The following is a 16745-nucleotide window of genomic DNA, read 5'->3' as shown; positions in this document are numbered from 1 at the left end:
TTAAACTCTGTATCGCTAAAAATCTTTGAAACAGAATCAATAAGGTGGTTGATATCCTGCTGAATTTCCTGTCTTGCCTGTGTGTCAAGGGTGTTTGAAGCTTGGATAACTTTTGATTTTACATCGTTAAGAATGTTGTAAACTTCACTTAACGCACCCTGACCAATTTGAGCAATGCTTACACCATCCTGAGCATTTCTGATACCTTGATCAAGGGACACAGCGTACGTCTTAAGCTGGTCAGCAATGTAAAGACCTGCAGCATCATCCGCCGCGCTGTTAATTCTGTAACCTGTTGCCAATCTTTCAAGAGATTTGTTCATACTTGCTTCAGTCCTTAAAAGATTAGCGTGGGTAAAGTCCGCTTGAAAGTTGTAGTTAATTCGCAGTGCCATGACTCTTACCTCCCATAGGGTTTTAACTTTTCTATTTTTATTATCGGAGACAGCTGTTCTTTTTTTATATCACTTTTTTGTTTTTATATCTTTAAGAAGCTGAAGACACCGTTTTAGAAGAGGTAAAACAGAGATATTTTTTGTTCTCTCAAAGTAGTCTTTTAGAGAGGAAACAGCCTCTATCAGTGTTTTTGTATCTGAACTGCCAGCAGCCATCCTGGCATAGCCGAGGAAGGCTTTGGCAACCACAAAATTCTGATTTAACTCCAAAGCCCTTGAAAAGTATTTTACAGCTTTGTCAGGTTGTCCTTTAGCAAGATAAAAGTTTCCCATTTCGAAATGGACGAGGTAGTTACTATTGTAAACCCTGTAAAGTTTCTTCAATATCTTTCCTTCATCTTCTCCGACTAATTTTAAAACCCTTGCAAGTGCTATTCCAGTGTAAAGGCCCTTTTCTTTTTGCCACAGCTTCTCAAGGTGTTCTCTTTCGGTTAAAGCATAATCTAATTTACAGAAAAGTTCGGGTATCTTTTCAGAGGCAACATGATAGGCATGCACAGCTTTGTCAGAGAGAAATGTTAATCCATCTACCTTTTTGAATGGATTATCCTTTATAAAACTATCAACTTCAAAAAGAAAGTCGCAGTATCCTTTAAAAGCGGCAGAAAGGTTTTCCGTTAGCTCTTCAAGACAGGCCTTTAAAAAGAGAAAATCAACATATCTGGGTTTTAACAACAGCGCTTCTTTGAGGTATTTTTTTGCTTCACCATACCTGTTTATCTTTATAAGAGCTTCCACTATGTAGGTGTAAATGTGAACATCAAAAATGTTGGTTTCACTGAGATTTCCTCTGAGAGAAAAGTATTTCTCTGCAGTTTCTATAGCTTTTTTAAAATATTTCGGATCGGAAAAACCAAGAACAGTGTAAGACTGAGCAAGGTAAAAATGCTTGTAAGCATATTCTGGCGAATTTGCCCCCTCTTTTTTTTCTATTTCCTCAATTTCTGCTTCCAGAAGTTCTATATTTCGAAAAGCTTTTTTTCGCAGCACAGCATCATCTTCATAACCAAAATGCTTTACCTTAACATTGAGACCAAATGTTAATGCTGCATTTTCGAGATACTCGTGAACCTTTCCTTTCCATTTTATTTCAGGCTTGTTTCTGTGAATAAAACAGTGAGAAGAATAGGAACGAATTGTCCCGTCTATATTGTAATTCTCAATAATTACATCTGCAGAGTTATATTTTTCGTCCAACAGAAGAAGCTGCCTTTTTGCTTTTATGAATTCTTCTTCATCTATCTCAAAATCGGCATCAAAATGCCATATCCACTCACCTTTAGCTTTTGATACTGCAAAATTTCTTGCATCAGCAAATCCAGTCCAGTTTATCTGATACACTTTACAGCCGAAGGACCTTGCAATTTCTATTGTTCTGTCAGTAGAACCTGTGTCAACGAGAATTATTTCTTCAAACTTTCCTTTTAAGCTTTTCAAGAGGCGTGGCAAATTTTTCTCTTCATTCTTGGCTATCACACACGCAGATATCATTAATCACCCCTGCTTGACAAGTCTATCTATAAGGCCAATGACCTCTTGCTCTTTTCCAAGTTTTTTAGCCATATCAGTAAGATTCATGAGATAATCCTTTTCAAGAGGATTCATTGTCACAGTCTTAAAGAAAAATTTATAAGCTTCCTCAAAATTTCCCTTTAGGTAAGCAATAACCCCCATGATATTATGTATAGGGGCACCCTTATAATAGCTGGCAACCTCATTCATAACAGCAATAACTTCTTCCAACTGTCCTTTTTCAACTGCCTCCTCGAGACCTGAAATAATTTTCTTGACATTTTCTAACCGTTCTTTCCTTTCATTTTTTTCATCATCTGAAAAACCTTCACCAAGAAGGGCAAAAGCATCATCAAACCTTCCCATTAAAAGATAAACATCAAAAAGTTTTCCAAGAGAAACTGTATTGTGAAAGCAGAAGAGAGAACGGCGGTAAAATTCTGAAGCGTTTAGAAAATCAATATAGGAAGCAATCCTATCTCCTATAATTGTATTGGCCGTTGCAAGGGCAACATTTTCATTGTTATCCCATCCAAGTAAAGGAAATATTTCCTTCTTCCAGTCATAAATATTAATCACTTCCCTTACTGCAAGGCTCCTGTAGGAAGTATCTATGAAACTGCTTTGCAATGTAGAATTTACAAATGCAAATTCAGCCCACTTTAACTTGATGTCCTTTATGTGTTTATAAATGAAATCATAGAACTCGTAATCCCAGAATCTCTCATCAAAACCACCTTTTTCTTTTAAAAAATTAGCATCAACAATTACTCCAAACTCCGGTAGCATATTTTCTATTGCTAAAGACTGAAGAAGTTCCAGCTCTCTTCCGGCATATTCATCAAAGTTACGAACAGTTTCCTCATCCCCCCAGAAAATAACTTCGTTGGGATATATTATATTGGCATCGGGTCTTTCCTCAAAAGCTGAAAACAGCTCTTCCAGCGTATCATCATCAAGAGATGTGCTTTCTGAAATATACAAAACATAACGCGATTTAGAAGCTTCAAGTAGCCTATTCCTTAAGAAGCCTTTATTAGAAGAATCAAGATTTAGAAAGTTTATATCTAAATCAAGATTAGAATAAAATTCTTTCTCACTTCCAGAAACGAACACAGCAGAAATAAAATCGCCGTTCTCATTTAAAGATTCTATTAACTCCTGATTTACAACATCCGAAGAAATAATAAGAACATCGACCTGTTTATTCATAACTTCCTCCCTGATATGCGATTTCTTCTATTTCTTTTTCCATCTCTAAAACAGCCTGTTCATTTAATTCCTGCCACAGACTTCTAATCTTAATGTTCTTTTTGGTATTGACAGGAGTACCCACTCTGGATTTAAGACTCGCCAGGCTTTTTTCCGAAATTGTAAGATTTAGACTCTCGAAAAATTTAACAACATCTTTTATATCTAACAGATTTTCAAGATTAACTTCATAAACTCTGCCTCCTCTATTTTTTATTTCTTTAGAATAAATTTCCATTCTTTTCTCAATTTCAAGACAATACCAGTAGCACAGCTGATAATCATGAAGTTTCTGCCAGTTATTTACTGGCAAATAAACCCTATCATCAGGTTTTAAATAGAACATAAGAGCAACAGAAGTTCTTCCCGGGATGGTATTAAGCTCAAAGAGGCTTTTTGCTACAGCTCTTCTGTTCCTCTTCAAAACTATAATCTCAGGAAGCACGCCCAGTTCAAGTAGAGGAAAGAAGAATCCTTTACAGAAAAGGTGACTTGTTTCACAATATATAGGTTTATCAATAGAAGCAATAACAGGTAACTTCTTTTCGAAAAGAAATCGAATGGCTAAATGCGGAAGCTTCTGAACATCTCTCATAACTATAGCGAAATTTGGATCAGGCTCATGGAAAGAAGCCACTGTATCAAAAGAAGCTAAAAGATTTGAAAGATAAGCCGTACCACTCCTGCCTGTTGTAACGGTAAAAATTAACCTCTTTCGGGATATCTTTTGCAGGATTTTTCTGAAAAACTTTTTACCTTTAATCTTATCAGCAATCTTTATGGTTTTTTCATCAAGCTCAACCATAAAGCAGCTCCTTCTTTTCAACAAGAGATAAAAACTCTATAAACTTTACACTTTTTCTCGGTTTCAAAATTAAAAAATTTCTCAGGTAATCTATTGTAAAATTTATAGAAATCTTCAAAAATTCATCCGTATGAACACTCTTGGATTTCACTGAAGGGTTAAGAAATGAAAACTCTTTCTTGCCCGTAATGTTCTTACTGAAATCATAAACTGCCTCTATAATACTTCGCAACAGCTGCTTATCATAAGAGTATGACTTATACAAACTTAAAATATTTGAAAACGGGAACGCCCTGTTTAATTCTTTATAGAAATAAAGCATGCTTCTTACAAAGTAATACATGGAAACAGGACTCTCGAGGAATCTCCCTGTTGAAGTACCACCTTTATGGAGTATAAATGTATAAGGTATGTAAATGGGATGAATCCCGGCTTGAAGAAGCCTTTCAAAAAAGTCATTATCCTCAAAATAAAGGAAATAATGCTCTTTCAAAAATCCAACCTTTTCAAAGACTTCACTTTTACAGAAAATGTTTGAACCGCTTAAATATCTAACCTTTTTCACATAATAAGCTCTATCTTTTACGCCACCTAAATTAACAATATAACCATTATACTGCACTCTTGAAGGGTTCTCCATATCCCTGATTTCACATGTAACAACCGGAACACCGGTATATATAGAAGCTTTCAAAAGTTCAAACACCGCATTAGGTGCTATGACCGTATCCGGATTTAAAATCCAGATAAATGGAATATTTCTATCCATAGCAGACTTTACACCTAAATTCACCCCACCTGCAAAACCAGTATTGCTGTTTTTTATAACAACAACCTGCCCTTCTGCATTTTTCCCGGGCAAACACTGTCTGACCTGTTCTTTGCCAAAAACAGAAACGGCTGTTTTAACAAGCCTTTCAAACTCAGCATCATTTTCTGAATTGTCAACAACGATAAGCTTTACAGGGTAAGAAGATTTCTTAACAGAAGCAAAGAGAGGAACCATATCCTCCGAAGAAAAGTAAGAAACCGTAACAATTGCAACTTCCGGATTTTTAATTAAAAAACGGCCTTTTCTCTTAAACCAATTTTCTCCTTTTTCTTTACGGGAAAAGTTAAACATGAAGTTATATTTCCTCTGAGGAAAATTTACAGGGAAGACAGCTCTATTTATGTTCCACAATTCATCTATACACGGAACATTTCCAAAACCATAGTGGACAATCAATTTTTCCCATAAATTTTTAACGGCATCTTCCTGATATTTGCTGGCCTTTTTCTCAGGTATAGTTCTAAACGATGCATGCCCGAAATGATAGACAAATGCTGAAGGAACAATTTTCAACTTATATCCATTTTCTCTCAGGCGCCAGGAAAATTCAAAGTCATCCATTCCCAAGAATAAATTTTCATCAAGACCACCGATTTTTTCAACAACATCTCTCCTGACAGCAAGACATAAACCTATCAGAAGTTTAGTGTCAATTAAAGTACCCTCGAAATAATTACTTAAAAATGCTGCAATAGCTTCCCTGTAATCAAGAATTTCTTTACCTGACATTAGGTAGTCCAGAACCGGTAAATACCTTGAAAAATGCTGGGTGTATGTAACATTTACACTGAGCGGTCCCGCTGCACCTACATTTTCCTTTTCCAGAGCAGAAAGTAAATTTTCAAACATACCTTTTGTTACAAGGGTATCAGGATTCAAAAACACAAGGAAATCCCTGCTTGATAGTTTGATCCCCTCATTAACTGCTCTTGAATAACCCAGGTTTTCCTGAAAAGATACAAGTTTAATGGAAATCGGAGATTCTTTAGCGATACTGTTTACTATTTCTACTGTTTTGTCTTCTGAATTGTTATCTACAACAACAATTTCATCTTCTGCATTTAAAGTATTCAAGAGCGATTTAAGACAGTTATAAATGTATTTTTCAGAATTATAAGTAACGATAATTACAGAAACTGAAGAACGTTTTTGAAGTATCTTTTTTTCTATCTTATTAAGCCAGAAAAAAAATCTATTTTTTATACCTTTCCATTCACTATCAAATTTTTTAGCATACAGAGCATTTCTCACTACCATGTCTGAAATTTTTTTAAAGTCCTTAGACATTCTGGCAAAAGCTTTTACCTGATAGGAAAGGGGAAAATTTATTCCCAAGTGGCTATGAAAATCTTCATTTGTCAAAAATTGTAGCTTTTCTTTTACACCAGAAATAAATACATCTATTTTGCTCTGGTCATTTTTCTCAGTATATCTAAAAAGAACAAGGGGTTTATCAAAATAATAAACGCTACCTTTTGAAGCAAGATACATCCATAAATACCAATCGGCATTGGCCCTTATGTTAAGTTCTTTAAATCTAAAAAAGTCTATATCCACAAGAGCTTTCCTGAAAAATAAGGCAGAAAATTCGCCGACGATATTTTCTCCCCGCTTTAGTGAATCAACTATAAGAGTTTTCCCATCTAACTTTCCAGACTTTTCCAAAGAAAGAAGCTGCTTAAAACGAAGTGATTCATCCACCATAATCCTTGAAGAAGCCGCAACTGTGCAATCGGGATTCTCGTCAAGCACCTTTTCCATCAGAAGCAGTGCATCAGGATGAAGAATATCATCGTCAGATAGCAACTTAACATAATCACCTGAAGCAATCTCAAAAGCTTTTTTATAATTATTTACAACACCAAGATTTTTTTTATTTTTCACATAGTTAATAAAGGAAAATTTCTCAACAAACGGCAAAACAACCTTTTCGTTTTTAACAGTTTCCGGGTTATCGTCTAAAATTATAAGCTCATCTGGTTTTCGACTTTGATTAACTACACTTTCTATTGCCTGCTTTAAAAACTCAGGTCTGTTATATGTAGGAATTACAACACTGATTTTAGCCATGCGTTCCCCATATTACACCCTCTTTTTTATGGAAAAAACAAATTGAACCGTAAAAAGGTCATCGTTATTAACTCTTTTTGCCATATGTTGCAGTCTCGATATGTCTTTATTAAAATTTCTTTCCTTTTCGTTTAAGCAAAATGGAGCTTCTGTCTTTCCGATCAAACAAACGTCTAACTCCAAGCCGACATCCTCTGCTATCAATTTTATCCATTCTTTAAATGAGCTTCTCGTGAAAAATCTTAAATGTGTATTATCAAGAATTCCCAGTAAAGAATAGTTAAACCTTCCCATAAGCAGATTGTAAATGATATCTATATGACCAATATTCGGAATACTCACAATTAACTCTGAATCATTTTTCTTCAAGAATCTTAGTAGCTTTTTCATGAAAAAGCTTGCGGTTTTTAAATGTTCAACAACATCAAGACACAATATGTAATCTGGCTTAACATCATCCAATACGGACCCAAAAGTCTCAATATCATTATCCAAATCTATTTTGTAAACATCGGAGTAACCTCTTTCCTTTGCAATGGATAAGCCTTTCTCATCAATATCAACCCCATAAACCTTTGCACCTAAAGTGTCTATGAGGAACTTACCAAAATATCCTGAAGAACACCCAACATCGAGAACAACAGAATTCTTTTTAAGATAATTTGAAACAATGTAAAACGTTGTATTAGGCAGGACTTTAAAGGTATCTTCTTGATGATATTTCTTATTTTCCACTTCCCGCAAACGTTCAGGAATGTAAAGATAGTTAACAGGCGAATTTCCAATAACCGTGTAATCCACCATTCCCCCGCTTAAATACACCTTTTAATAGCATCGATAATCGGTTTAACCTTGTCATACTTTGTCTTTAAACTGGCTCTGTTCACTATGAGCCTTGCCGTTGATATCAATATGGTATCAACTTCTCTGAGGCCATTGGCTTTTAAAGTTGTTCCCGTCTGAACAAGGTCAACTATCCGCTCACTCAAACCAAGCAGCGGTGCTATTTCAACAGAACCGTAAAGCTCAATAATCTCTGGATGAACACCTCTGCTTCTGAAATATTTATCGGTTATTCTTGGAAATTTTGTAGCCACCTTTATAAAAGAAAGTTTCTCAATATCGTAAGGTTCCGCAATATCAACAGGTTCCGCAACACACAGACGACAAAAACCAAACTTTAAATCAAGAGGCTCATACACTTCCAGCCCTTTCTCATCTATAACGTCCTTACCCGCTATACCAAGATCTGCCGCTCCGTAATAGACGTAGGTTGGAACATCCATGGGCTTAACCAGGATAAACTTGAATTCGTCACTTTCAAAGATAAGTTTACGTGTCTTCTCAAGGGTTGACGAAGCGTCAATACCAACTTCTGAAAGTAACTTAACAGCATCTTTCAACAATCTTCCTTTTGGTAGGGCAAACGTCAGCTTTTCTCTTTTCATCAATACCTCTTATCACAGGTTGTATCCGTTTTCATTTTAACACAAACAGAGAGTCTAAAAACCTGCTATAATTTGCCTAAACCAGATTGTTAAGGAGAGGCAATGAAGGTTCTTGTAGTAGGTTCCGGTGGTAGAGAGCACGCTCTTACCTGGAAGATATCAAAAAGCGACCGTGTTAAAGAGATTTTCGCAATCCCTGGAAACCCTGGAATAGCACAGATAGCCAAATGCATAAAGATAGACCCTGCTGACATTAAAGCCATTGCTGATTTTGCTGAAAAAGAGAAGATAGACCTTACTGTCGTTGGCCCGGAAGCTCCTTTAGTTGCCGGCATCGTTGATGAATTTGAATCAAGAGGATTAAAGATATTTGGTCCTTCAAAAGAGGCGGCAAGACTCGAAGGGAGCAAAGCCTTCTCAAAAGAGATGATGAAGGCGTTCGGCGTTCCAACTGCAGAATTTAAAATCTTTGATAATCCAGAAGAAGCAAAATCCTACATAAAAGAAAAAGGCGCTCCTATCGTGGTAAAGGCTGATGGGCTTGCAGCCGGTAAAGGTGTAGTCGTTGCCCAAACTATCGAAGAGGCACTTGAAGCCATAGATAGGATAATGGTGGACAAAGTGTTTGGAGACGCAGGCAACAGAGTTGTTGTAGAAGAGTGCCTCAAAGGTGAAGAGGCTTCATACCTTGTAATAAGCGACGGAGAACGCTACATACCCCTTGCCCCTGCACAGGACCATAAAGCAGTCTTTGACGGCGACAAAGGACCAAACACTGGCGGAATGGGGGCATACTCTCCGGCGCCTGTTCTATCACCAGAACTTGAAGAGGAAGTGAAAAGGAAAGTAATAGAACCTATGCTAAAAGGAATGGCAGCAAGGGGAACACCATTTAAAGGAATACTCTATGCAGGAATAATGGTTACAGAGAACAAAGGCATTCAGGTTCTCGAATTTAACGTCCGATTTGGCGATCCTGAAGCACAGGTTATCTTGAGAAGAATGAAAACAGATCTGATTGAACTGTGTGAAAGAACAATCGAAGGTAACTTGATAGAGGAGATCGAGTGGGACGAAAGAACCGCCATATGTGTTGTTCTTGCTTCCAGAGGATATCCCGGAAAATACGAAAAAGGTAAAGAGATAACAGGCATAGAAGAGGCAGAAAAGATTGACGACGTTGTTGTATTCCACGCAGGAACAGCTATAAAAGACGGAAAATTGGTAACAAACGGAGGAAGAGTTCTAAACGTCACAGCTATGGGGAAAGACATCAGGGAAGCCATGGACAACGTTTACGCAGCAGTAAACAGAATACACTTTGAAGGAATGCACTATAGAAAAGATATAGGCGCAAAAGCTCTTAAAGAGAGGTAGGTTCGACCTGCCTCTCAATATACTTTTATAACGTTGTATAGAGAATCTCTCTCCACAGGCGTTTTTCCCGCTTCTTTTATCAACCTTACCAATCTTGATTTTGGCATGTACTCACCAGCTCTGGCACCGGCAGCCTGCGTTATCTCCTCCTCTACAACCGTCCCGTCAAGGTCATCAACGCCGTAAAAGAGTGACATTTGAGATATTTTTTCGCCAAGCATTATCCAGTAAGCCTTTATGTGGAGAAAGTTGTCCAGCATAAGCCTTGATATGGCAAGCGTTTTTATCTCATCAACACCTGTAGTGTAATCTGCCCCCTCTATCTCTGTATTCACAGGATGGAAAGCCAGAGGAATAAACGCCTGAAATCCGCCCGTTTCATCCTGAGCTTCCCTCAGTTTGATAAGGTGGTCAACCCTGTGGGCATAGGTCTCAACATGACCAAAAAGCATCGTTGCATTGGTCTTTATACCTAATCTATGAGCAGTTTTATGTATGTTTAAATACTCTTCACCAGAAATCTTATCGGGACACAATTTCTGTCTTATCTCTTCGTCAAATATCTCTCCGCCTCCACCTGGCATCGATGAAAGTCCTGCTTCTTTCAAAGATATAAGTGTATCTTCTATACTTTTTCCACCTTTCCCTGCTATATGCTTAATTTCTTCAGCAGTGAAAGCCTTTATCTGAATTTCAGGAAATTCCTCTTTAATCCTTTTAACCATTTCAAGGTAATAGTCAAATCCCCATTCAGGATGAAGCCCGCCAACAATATGAACTTCAGTAACACCGGATAGATTCATGTTTCTCATCTTTTCAAGAATTCTATCTATCGAAAGCTCGTAAGCATTTTCATCACCTTTATTCTTACGAAAGGCACAGAACTTACACGTTCCAACACAGATGTTTGTCGGTGTTATGTGAACATTAACGTTAAAATAGACCTTATCCCCATTTTTTTTCTCATTTGCGTAAGATGCGAGGATGCCAATTGCGTTTAAATCGTTACTTTCAAAAAGCTTTAAACCATCTGCAAAAGAGAGCCTTTCTCCAGAAAAAACCTTTTCAGCAATTGAATAGAGATTTTTATCCTTTATGAAAGAAAATGCTTCCATCTTTAGACCTCACAGATAAACATTGACAACATTATAAACTGTATCCCTCTCAACGGGAATCCTGCCAGCTTCTTTAATAAGTTTTATAAGCCTGCTTTTTGGCATGTAACTTCCGGTATTTGCCCCTGCTGAATGCGTTATCTCTTCTTCTATAACTGTCCCATCAAGATCATCTACACCAAAAAAGAGAGAAGTTTGGGCAAGCTTTTCTCCTAACATTATCCAGAAGGCTCTTATGTGGGGAAAGTTATCAAGCATAAGCCGTGCAACGGCAAGCATCTTTAAATCATCAAAACCTGTAGTGGGCTTTCCACCAAGCTGCGTATTGTCAGGATGGTACGCAAACGATAGAAAAGCCTGAAATCCGCCCGTTTCATCCTGGGCTTCTCTCAGTCTAATAAGGTGGTCAACCCTATCTTCCACCGTTTCAACGTGACCGTAAAGTATGGAAGCGTTACTCTTTAATCCAAACCTGTGGGCAGTTTTATGAATCTCTATGTAACGGGAAGAGGAAAGCTTTTCGGGACACAACTTCTTTCGCAGTGTTTCCTTAAAAACCTCCGCACCACCTGCCGGAAGAGAACCAAGACCTGCCATCACAAGATCAGAAAGAACCTCTTCAATGCTCTTCTTCCCTATCTTTGCAAGATGGTCTATCTCTTCAGCTGTAAAAGCCTGAATGTGAAGAGACGGAAAAGCCACGTGAACTGCCTTTATCATTTTTATATAGTAGTCATAGTTCCAATCGGGGTGTAATCCTCCAACAATGTGAATTTCAGTTATTCCCTTATCAACATGTTCTTTCACTTTCTCAACAACTTCTTCTATGGAGAGCTCGTAAGCCTCCTGTTCTCCTTTATTCTTTCTGAAAGCGCAAAATTTACAGTTTCCTATACAGATATTGGTCGGATTAACGTGTCTGTTAACAACAAAATAGACAAGCTTTCCATTTTTTCTTTCGTTCACGATAGAGGCAAGTTTCCCTATAGTAAGGATATCATCGCTTTCAAACAGCTTCACACCATCTTCAAAAGATAACCTTTCACCTGACATTACCTTTTCATAGACAGGAAAAAGGGCTTTATCCTTTATAAAAGGCTCAATATTCATCTCCAATTTCATCTATTAACCCTTTCTCTTTGAGAAATTTGGTGAGTTTCCCTATTCTGCTGATAGTGGTAGCACTAAGATGGTGCTCAAGCAGACACCCTTCCTCTTCAGCCATCTCGTCAGGAAGATGAAGAACAACTCTCATAAACTCCTCAAGAATCTTATGCTTCTCAAAAAGTTCCTCTGCGTACTTTCTCCCTTTTTCCGTAGTTCTCACAAGTCCATAAGGCTCATAGTTTACATAACCTCTTTCGGAAAGTCTCTTCAGAACTTCTGTGACCGTTGGCATCTTAACGTTCCGCTTTTTTGCTATCTCCTTTACCCTTGCTACTCCATTTTCCTTCTCAAGGAGATAGATCGTTTCAAGATAATCTTCCAGCCTCGGTGCTAATCTGTTTTCCTTTTTCATACAACCTCTTTAGCTTTTAAAGGTTTATTAATTTTACCACAGGTTTAAGAGAGAAAAGGACCAGGCCTTCTGGAATATTCCTTAAAATTTAGATTGCACACCCTCCCTTTTAGCATATAATAGTAAGGTTGCAAACCTAATCTTTAGGAGGCAAACCAGCCTTGATTGCGAAAATCGTCTTAAAGGAGGAGTGGAAATGGCCAAGACTCTCGGCGTCCACATTGTAGCTGACCTTTACGGTTGCGATCCGGAAATCCTCAAATCTGCCGATAGAATGGCTGAGATCTTTGAGGGTGCTGTAAAAGAAGCGAAACTGAACAAACTGTCTTCTCACTTTCATCAGTTTTACCCCTACGGTGCAACAGGGGTAATTGTGATCTCAGAGTCTCACCTTTCTTTCCACACATGGCCTGAACACGGATACGTAGCGATAGACGTTTACACATGCGGGGCACACGAACTTGCCTTTAAGGCTTTTGACTACATCGTAGAAAAGCTCAAGCCCTCAAGAGTGGAAAAAGACGTTCACTTTAGAGGGGTGATTGATGAAAGTGAGGAGGTGGAATTCGCATCCGCCTGCTCGTTGGGGGCATAATTGGGGGCTTACGCCCCCTATATAAAATTACTCTTCTCCAAACTTTCTTTCAAGCTTTTCCTGTTTCAATTTGCAGTTTATGCATAGCTCTGCGACAGGCCGCAGTTTCAATCTTTCATAAGATATACACTTACCGCACTCTTCACAAATACCGTAAGTTCCCTCTTCTATTTTCTGAAGAGCCTTCTCTATCTTCTTAAGATACTTGGCTTCCCTGTCCCTTATTCTCATTTCGAACGTTCTTAAAATCTCCTCTGTCGACATATCAACAAGATCACCGACTTCCCTTTCTGCACTTGCCTCTTCAAGGATACCTCTCTTGATATCCTCAATTAATTCCCTTTTTTTCTCTTCAAGTATTTTCTTGAACTCCTGAAGTTGCTCTTTAGTCAAACACTGGTTCCCTTTCATAACTAACCCTCCGGCCAATTTGAGGTTGTAATGTAAAAACAAATTCCTAAATTGTCAATCAACTATCTTATCTTCAGAAAACTCAAGGAAAGCAGGGCAAGAAGTATAGATATTATCCAGAAACGTACAGTAATTTTTGGCTCTTCCCATCCTTTTTTCTCAAAATGGTGATGAAGAGGTGCCATGAGAAAGATTCTCTTTCCCTGTCCAAACTTTTTTCTCGTGTACTTGAAGTAATACCTCTGAATAATCACAGAGAGTGTTTCTAAAACAAAAATACCGCCTGCAATAGCAAGAATAAATTCCTGCTTAATGATAACCGCCACAGTTCCAAGGAGTGCCCCAAGTGCAAGGGAGCCAACGTCACCCATAAAGACTTCCGCAGGATAGGCGTTAAACCAGAGAAAAACAAGAGATGCGCCAATAACGACACCACAAACTATAGAAAGCTCTCCAGCACCAGCAACATACGGAAGGTGAAGGTAAGAGGAAAACTTCACGTTACCGGCAACGTAAGCATAGACAAGAAGTACCAGGGAAGTTGTAATAACGGGACCTATCGCAAGACCGTCAAGACCGTCCGTAAGATTAACTGCATTTGAAGATCCAACAATTACTATAACAGACCAGATGATGAAAAACACTCCAAGATCCATGTGAAGATTTTTAAATACCGGAAAGTAGAGAACCGTTGAAAAATCAGAAGCGTAGAGAATCACAGATATTGCAAGGGCAACTATAATCTGTGAAAGAAACTTTCTCTTTTCTGACAGTCCTTCTGGATTCTTCAATTTAGCCTTTATATAATCGTCAACAAAACCTATTAGACCAAATCCACATATTGCCATTATCGCAAGCCAGACGAAAAGGTTGTTCCACTTGTTCCACAAAAGTACTGATATAAGAAAAGCTGAAATTATTAGAACTCCACCCATTGTAGGAACGTGTTTTTTCTTGTGATTCTCAGGCATGTACTCTTTAATCGCCTGTTCAAATTGAAGATGATTAAGAAATTTCTTTAGTTTTGGATATATAAAGAAGCCTGCAAGAATAGCCGTGATAGTTGCATATACTAATCTGAAGGTTATGTACTTAAAGATATTAATACCAAGTAATTTATAAAAAAGACCGTAAAACATACACTCTCCACTCAAGAAATGTTAAAAGCTATTTTATACTCAAAACAGATAGGATAAAAGAACCTCACAGGAAAATTTAACCCTTTGAGTGACAAAAGAAAGATAATTACTTAATTTAAAGAAAGGTAACCTTCTTTAATGGAGGGGAGAATGCCAATAAAGGATATCATGATAAAGAAAGTCATAACCATTGATATAGAAGATCCTATTGAATACGCAGTAAAAAGGATGGAAGAGAAAAACGTTGGAAGCTTGGTAGTAATGGACGGAGACAAACCTGTTGGAATCGTGACAGACAGAGATATAGCGATAAGGGCTCTTGGAAAACCTCCCGATACACCTGTAAAGTCAGTCATGACTCCTGAACTGATAACAATAACTTCTGATAGTGGATTTTTCACGTTGACAAAAAAATTCAGGGATTACGGCATTAGAAGAGTTGTTGTTGTTGACAAAAAAGGAAGGTTAGAAGGTATAATTTCAATTGACGATGTTCTTGAAGTTTTAGTAACTGAGTTCGCCAATCTCGTCGGTGCAATAAGGAGCTAACCGTATGTATCGGGTTGACCTTGAACTTTTCGAAGGGCCCCTTGATCTTCTAATCTACCTCATAAAGAAAAAAGAAGTGAGCATTTACGACATTCCTATTTCTGAAATAACGGAAGAGTTCCTGCATTACATAGAAACGATGAAAGAACTTAACATTCCGTTAGCTTCAGAATTTATCGTAATGGCAGCGACGCTGGCAAAAATAAAGTCAGAAATGCTCATTCCAAGAGAGGATGATTACGACCCACGAAAGGCCATTGTCCAGGCAATAGAGGAATATCTAAAGATAAAAAAAGGTGTTAAAAAGTTAGAAGAGTTGGAGAATCTTCAGTCAGAAATGTTCCCAAACAATACCGCCGACATTGTATTTCAATTTCAGGATAAAATCAAAATAGCCAATACGGCAGAGGATCTTAAAGAGACATTTCTGAACCTCCTTGAAAAGAAAGATATAGATGAAGGGACAAAGTTATCACTAAACAGCGAGCGATTTAAAGTATCAACAAAGATAGAAAAGTTACGAAGACTCCTTAAAAAACGGGAAGTAATCAGATTTTCTGAACTTATGGAAGAATCTATATGTAAACTTGAAGTTGTAGTTTACTTCTTAGCTATACTTGAACTGTGTAAAATAGGCGAAGCAGCAGTATGTCAACAAGATGGAGACATTATCATTTCAAAGATTTGCAAGCTTTTCGCCGATAATCTCCTGTTTGCTCTTGAGAGTGAAAAAGCGGTGGAGGTAGGAAACCCTATCTAAAGAGAGTCCTGAAAATTCAACAACGATATCAACCGGAAGCCCCTTTTCTATAAGTCTATAAGCGTAATTCTCCTTAAAATCGCTGAGAGAAAAGTCTTTCCCGGTTATCTTAAAAAACGTTACTTTCAAACTCTGCGGATTTACTGAAAGACAAACAATACCGTCCTTCTCAAGCTCTTTTAGCGATTCCACAACTTCTCTATCTATCAACAACCTCTTGATCCTGTCTTCATCAATAGCAGGAACTTTATCAATATACTTAAGGGAAAATCTTTTTAGCTTTGCTATCTCTGAAGGTTTCAAGCCAAGATAGAGCATCATAATAAGGGCAGCTCTTATCCCTTGTTTTCTACTTTTCATTGCTCTTTCAAAAAATTCTTTGAGCTTCTCCTTCTTAATCAGAACAAAATCCTTGAAGTCTTCCTCTACGTTAACGGAAATCGTTAATTTAAAGTCAAAGGCAAAGTGCAGGTACTTCCTTATTCCGGAAAGTGCCGTTTTCATACTCCCTGCCGTCTTATACGTGGAAGATAAAAAAGAAACCAACTTATCCTCGTCAAAACTCCTCTCTTTAAACCCGTAAAACTTTAAAAACAGGTAAAACTTCTCAACCGCTCTAACATAAGTAGCTATTGAATTTTCAGAGTACCCTTCCCCTTTCAGATAATCCCTGAATTCCTTTACCTTCGCACCCACACTAAACCTCATCTAAACGTTAAGAATTTCTGATTGAAACTTGAGAAATTTACCGGTATCATTATAGAAAAAGAAATGAAAGAAAGGTATGGAGCTATTTAGTGTATTAAAACATTAAATGCAGTTATTCAATTCCAGAGCTATGGATTTCATATTGTTCACCTCTATTATAAATTAGAATTTTATGAAAATCCATAAATAACGAGATACT

Annotated in this window: 16 protein-coding genes and 1 pseudogene; 4 read left to right on the top strand and 13 right to left on the bottom strand. The window is 37.6% G+C overall.

All coding sequences use genetic code 11. The features are described 5' to 3' along the window. The 7 genes and pseudogenes from MV676_RS07710 to hisG form a co-directional block, all read right to left on the bottom strand. Positions 1-395, bottom strand: a pseudogene (locus tag MV676_RS07710) (flagellin); the annotation flags it as partial. Positions 396-464: 69 nt separating this feature from the next. After that, positions 465-1946: a glycosyltransferase gene (locus MV676_RS07705; protein WP_297446472.1), complete on the bottom strand. Its 1482-nt coding sequence runs from the start codon at positions 1944-1946 to the stop codon at positions 465-467. Positions 1947-1949: 3 nt separating this feature from the next. Next, complete coding sequence (locus tag MV676_RS07700) at positions 1950-3179, bottom strand: hypothetical protein (RefSeq protein ID WP_297446470.1); 1230 nt, start codon at positions 3177-3179, stop codon at positions 1950-1952. Next, positions 3172-4023, bottom strand: a complete 852-nt coding sequence (locus MV676_RS07695; protein ID WP_297446468.1) for a hypothetical protein — start codon at positions 4021-4023, stop codon at positions 3172-3174. The genes MV676_RS07700 and MV676_RS07695 overlap by 8 nt, the downstream gene beginning before the upstream one ends. Further along, positions 4016-6925: a glycosyltransferase gene (locus tag MV676_RS07690; protein WP_297446466.1), complete on the bottom strand. Its 2910-nt coding sequence runs from the start codon at positions 6923-6925 to the stop codon at positions 4016-4018. Before MV676_RS07690 ends, MV676_RS07695 begins: the two co-directional genes overlap by 8 nt. Positions 6926-6937: 12 nt before the next feature. Continuing rightward, positions 6938-7729 (bottom strand): class I SAM-dependent methyltransferase, encoded by a 792-nt coding sequence (locus MV676_RS07685; RefSeq protein ID WP_297446464.1) that lies wholly within the window; start codon positions 7727-7729, stop codon positions 6938-6940. Between the two features lie 8 nt (positions 7730-7737). Then, positions 7738-8373 (bottom strand): ATP phosphoribosyltransferase, encoded by a 636-nt coding sequence (gene hisG / locus MV676_RS07680; protein WP_022847119.1) that lies wholly within the window; start codon positions 8371-8373, stop codon positions 7738-7740. Positions 8374-8475: 102 nt separating this feature from the next. Between hisG and purD the strand changes: the two genes are divergently transcribed. Further along, a complete protein-coding gene (gene purD / locus MV676_RS07675; RefSeq protein ID WP_022847118.1) occupies positions 8476-9750 on the top strand; it encodes a phosphoribosylamine--glycine ligase in 1275 nt (424 codons plus the stop codon). A 14-nt stretch (positions 9751-9764) separates the two neighbouring features. Here the strand turns inward: purD and mqnE (MV676_RS07670) are convergent, their stop codons facing one another. From mqnE (MV676_RS07670) to MV676_RS07660, 3 genes are read right to left on the bottom strand one after another with little or no spacing between them, the layout of a single operon-like run. Next, positions 9765-10865 carry an aminofutalosine synthase MqnE gene (gene mqnE, locus MV676_RS07670; protein WP_022847117.1) on the bottom strand — a complete coding sequence of 367 codons (1101 nt, stop codon included), beginning with the start codon at positions 10863-10865 and terminating at the stop codon, positions 9765-9767. A 9-nt stretch (positions 10866-10874) separates the two neighbouring features. Then, on the bottom strand, positions 10875-11987 hold the full coding sequence (gene mqnE, locus MV676_RS07665) for an aminofutalosine synthase MqnE (RefSeq protein WP_297446459.1): 1113 nt from the start codon (positions 11985-11987) through the stop codon (positions 10875-10877). Beyond that, positions 11965-12384 (bottom strand): metal-dependent transcriptional regulator, encoded by a 420-nt coding sequence (locus tag MV676_RS07660; RefSeq protein ID WP_022847115.1) that lies wholly within the window; start codon positions 12382-12384, stop codon positions 11965-11967. The genes mqnE (MV676_RS07665) and MV676_RS07660 overlap by 23 nt, the downstream gene beginning before the upstream one ends. 196 nt (positions 12385-12580) lie before the next feature. Here MV676_RS07660 and speD point away from each other — a divergent pair, with 196 nt between their 5' ends. Next, positions 12581-12979 carry an adenosylmethionine decarboxylase gene (speD, locus tag MV676_RS07655; protein ID WP_297446457.1) on the top strand — a complete coding sequence of 133 codons (399 nt, stop codon included), beginning with the start codon at positions 12581-12583 and terminating at the stop codon, positions 12977-12979. Positions 12980-13006: 27 nt separating this feature from the next. Here speD and MV676_RS07650 read toward each other — a convergent pair whose 3' ends face one another. Both MV676_RS07650 and mraY read right to left on the bottom strand, forming a co-directional pair. Beyond that, complete coding sequence (locus MV676_RS07650; RefSeq protein WP_022847113.1) at positions 13007-13390, bottom strand: TraR/DksA family transcriptional regulator; 384 nt, start codon at positions 13388-13390, stop codon at positions 13007-13009. 62 nt (positions 13391-13452) lie between these two features. After that, positions 13453-14529 (bottom strand): phospho-N-acetylmuramoyl-pentapeptide-transferase, encoded by a 1077-nt coding sequence (gene mraY, locus MV676_RS07645; protein ID WP_297446454.1) that lies wholly within the window; start codon positions 14527-14529, stop codon positions 13453-13455. Positions 14530-14679: 150 nt separating this feature from the next. Here mraY and MV676_RS07640 point away from each other — a divergent pair, with 150 nt between their 5' ends. Both MV676_RS07640 and MV676_RS07635 read left to right on the top strand, forming a co-directional pair. Further along, positions 14680-15078, top strand: coding sequence for a CBS domain-containing protein (locus MV676_RS07640; RefSeq protein ID WP_022847111.1), 399 nt, complete (start codon positions 14680-14682; stop codon positions 15076-15078). Positions 15079-15082: 4 nt separating this feature from the next. Further along, positions 15083-15838 (top strand): segregation/condensation protein A, encoded by a 756-nt coding sequence (locus MV676_RS07635; RefSeq protein WP_022847110.1) that lies wholly within the window; start codon positions 15083-15085, stop codon positions 15836-15838. Here the strand turns inward: MV676_RS07635 and MV676_RS07630 are convergent. Further along, a complete protein-coding gene (locus MV676_RS07630; protein WP_297446450.1) occupies positions 15755-16534 on the bottom strand; it encodes a site-specific integrase in 780 nt (259 codons plus the stop codon). The genes MV676_RS07635 and MV676_RS07630 overlap by 84 nt on opposite strands. Positions 16535-16745 lie beyond the last annotated feature (211 nt).

Origin of the sequence: Desulfurobacterium sp., assembly GCF_027028515.1 — a bacterium.
Lineage (GTDB): Bacteria > Aquificota > Aquificia > Desulfurobacteriales > Desulfurobacteriaceae > Desulfurobacterium_A.
Note: the sequence above shows the minus strand (reverse complement) of the source record. Positions and strands in the feature narration are given on the sequence as shown.

Excerpts from the sequence above, each read along its gene's own strand:
- MV676_RS07705 (WP_297446472.1), bottom strand. The coding sequence starts at position 1,946 with ATGATATCTGCGTGTGTGATAGCCAAGAATGAAGAGAAAAATTTGCCA.
- MV676_RS07700 (WP_297446470.1), bottom strand. The coding sequence starts at position 3,179 with ATGAATAAACAGGTCGATGTTCTTATTATTTCTTCGGATGTTGTAAAT.
- MV676_RS07695 (WP_297446468.1), bottom strand. The coding sequence starts at position 4,023 with ATGGTTGAGCTTGATGAAAAAACCATAAAGATTGCTGATAAGATTAAA.
- MV676_RS07690 (WP_297446466.1), bottom strand. The coding sequence starts at position 6,925 with ATGGCTAAAATCAGTGTTGTAATTCCTACATATAACAGACCTGAGTTT.
- MV676_RS07685 (WP_297446464.1), bottom strand. The coding sequence starts at position 7,729 with ATGGTGGATTACACGGTTATTGGAAATTCGCCTGTTAACTATCTTTAC.
- hisG (WP_022847119.1), bottom strand. The coding sequence starts at position 8,373 with ATGAAAAGAGAAAAGCTGACGTTTGCCCTACCAAAAGGAAGATTGTTG.
- purD (WP_022847118.1), top strand. The coding sequence starts at position 8,476 with ATGAAGGTTCTTGTAGTAGGTTCCGGTGGTAGAGAGCACGCTCTTACC.
- mqnE (WP_022847117.1), bottom strand. The coding sequence starts at position 10,865 with ATGGAAGCATTTTCTTTCATAAAGGATAAAAATCTCTATTCAATTGCT.
- mqnE (WP_297446459.1), bottom strand. The coding sequence starts at position 11,987 with ATGAAATTGGAGATGAATATTGAGCCTTTTATAAAGGATAAAGCCCTT.
- MV676_RS07660 (WP_022847115.1), bottom strand. The coding sequence starts at position 12,384 with ATGAAAAAGGAAAACAGATTAGCACCGAGGCTGGAAGATTATCTTGAA.
- speD (WP_297446457.1), top strand. The coding sequence starts at position 12,581 with ATGGCCAAGACTCTCGGCGTCCACATTGTAGCTGACCTTTACGGTTGC.
- MV676_RS07650 (WP_022847113.1), bottom strand. The coding sequence starts at position 13,390 with ATGAAAGGGAACCAGTGTTTGACTAAAGAGCAACTTCAGGAGTTCAAG.
- mraY (WP_297446454.1), bottom strand. The coding sequence starts at position 14,529 with ATGTTTTACGGTCTTTTTTATAAATTACTTGGTATTAATATCTTTAAG.
- MV676_RS07640 (WP_022847111.1), top strand. The coding sequence starts at position 14,680 with ATGCCAATAAAGGATATCATGATAAAGAAAGTCATAACCATTGATATA.
- MV676_RS07635 (WP_022847110.1), top strand. The coding sequence starts at position 15,083 with ATGTATCGGGTTGACCTTGAACTTTTCGAAGGGCCCCTTGATCTTCTA.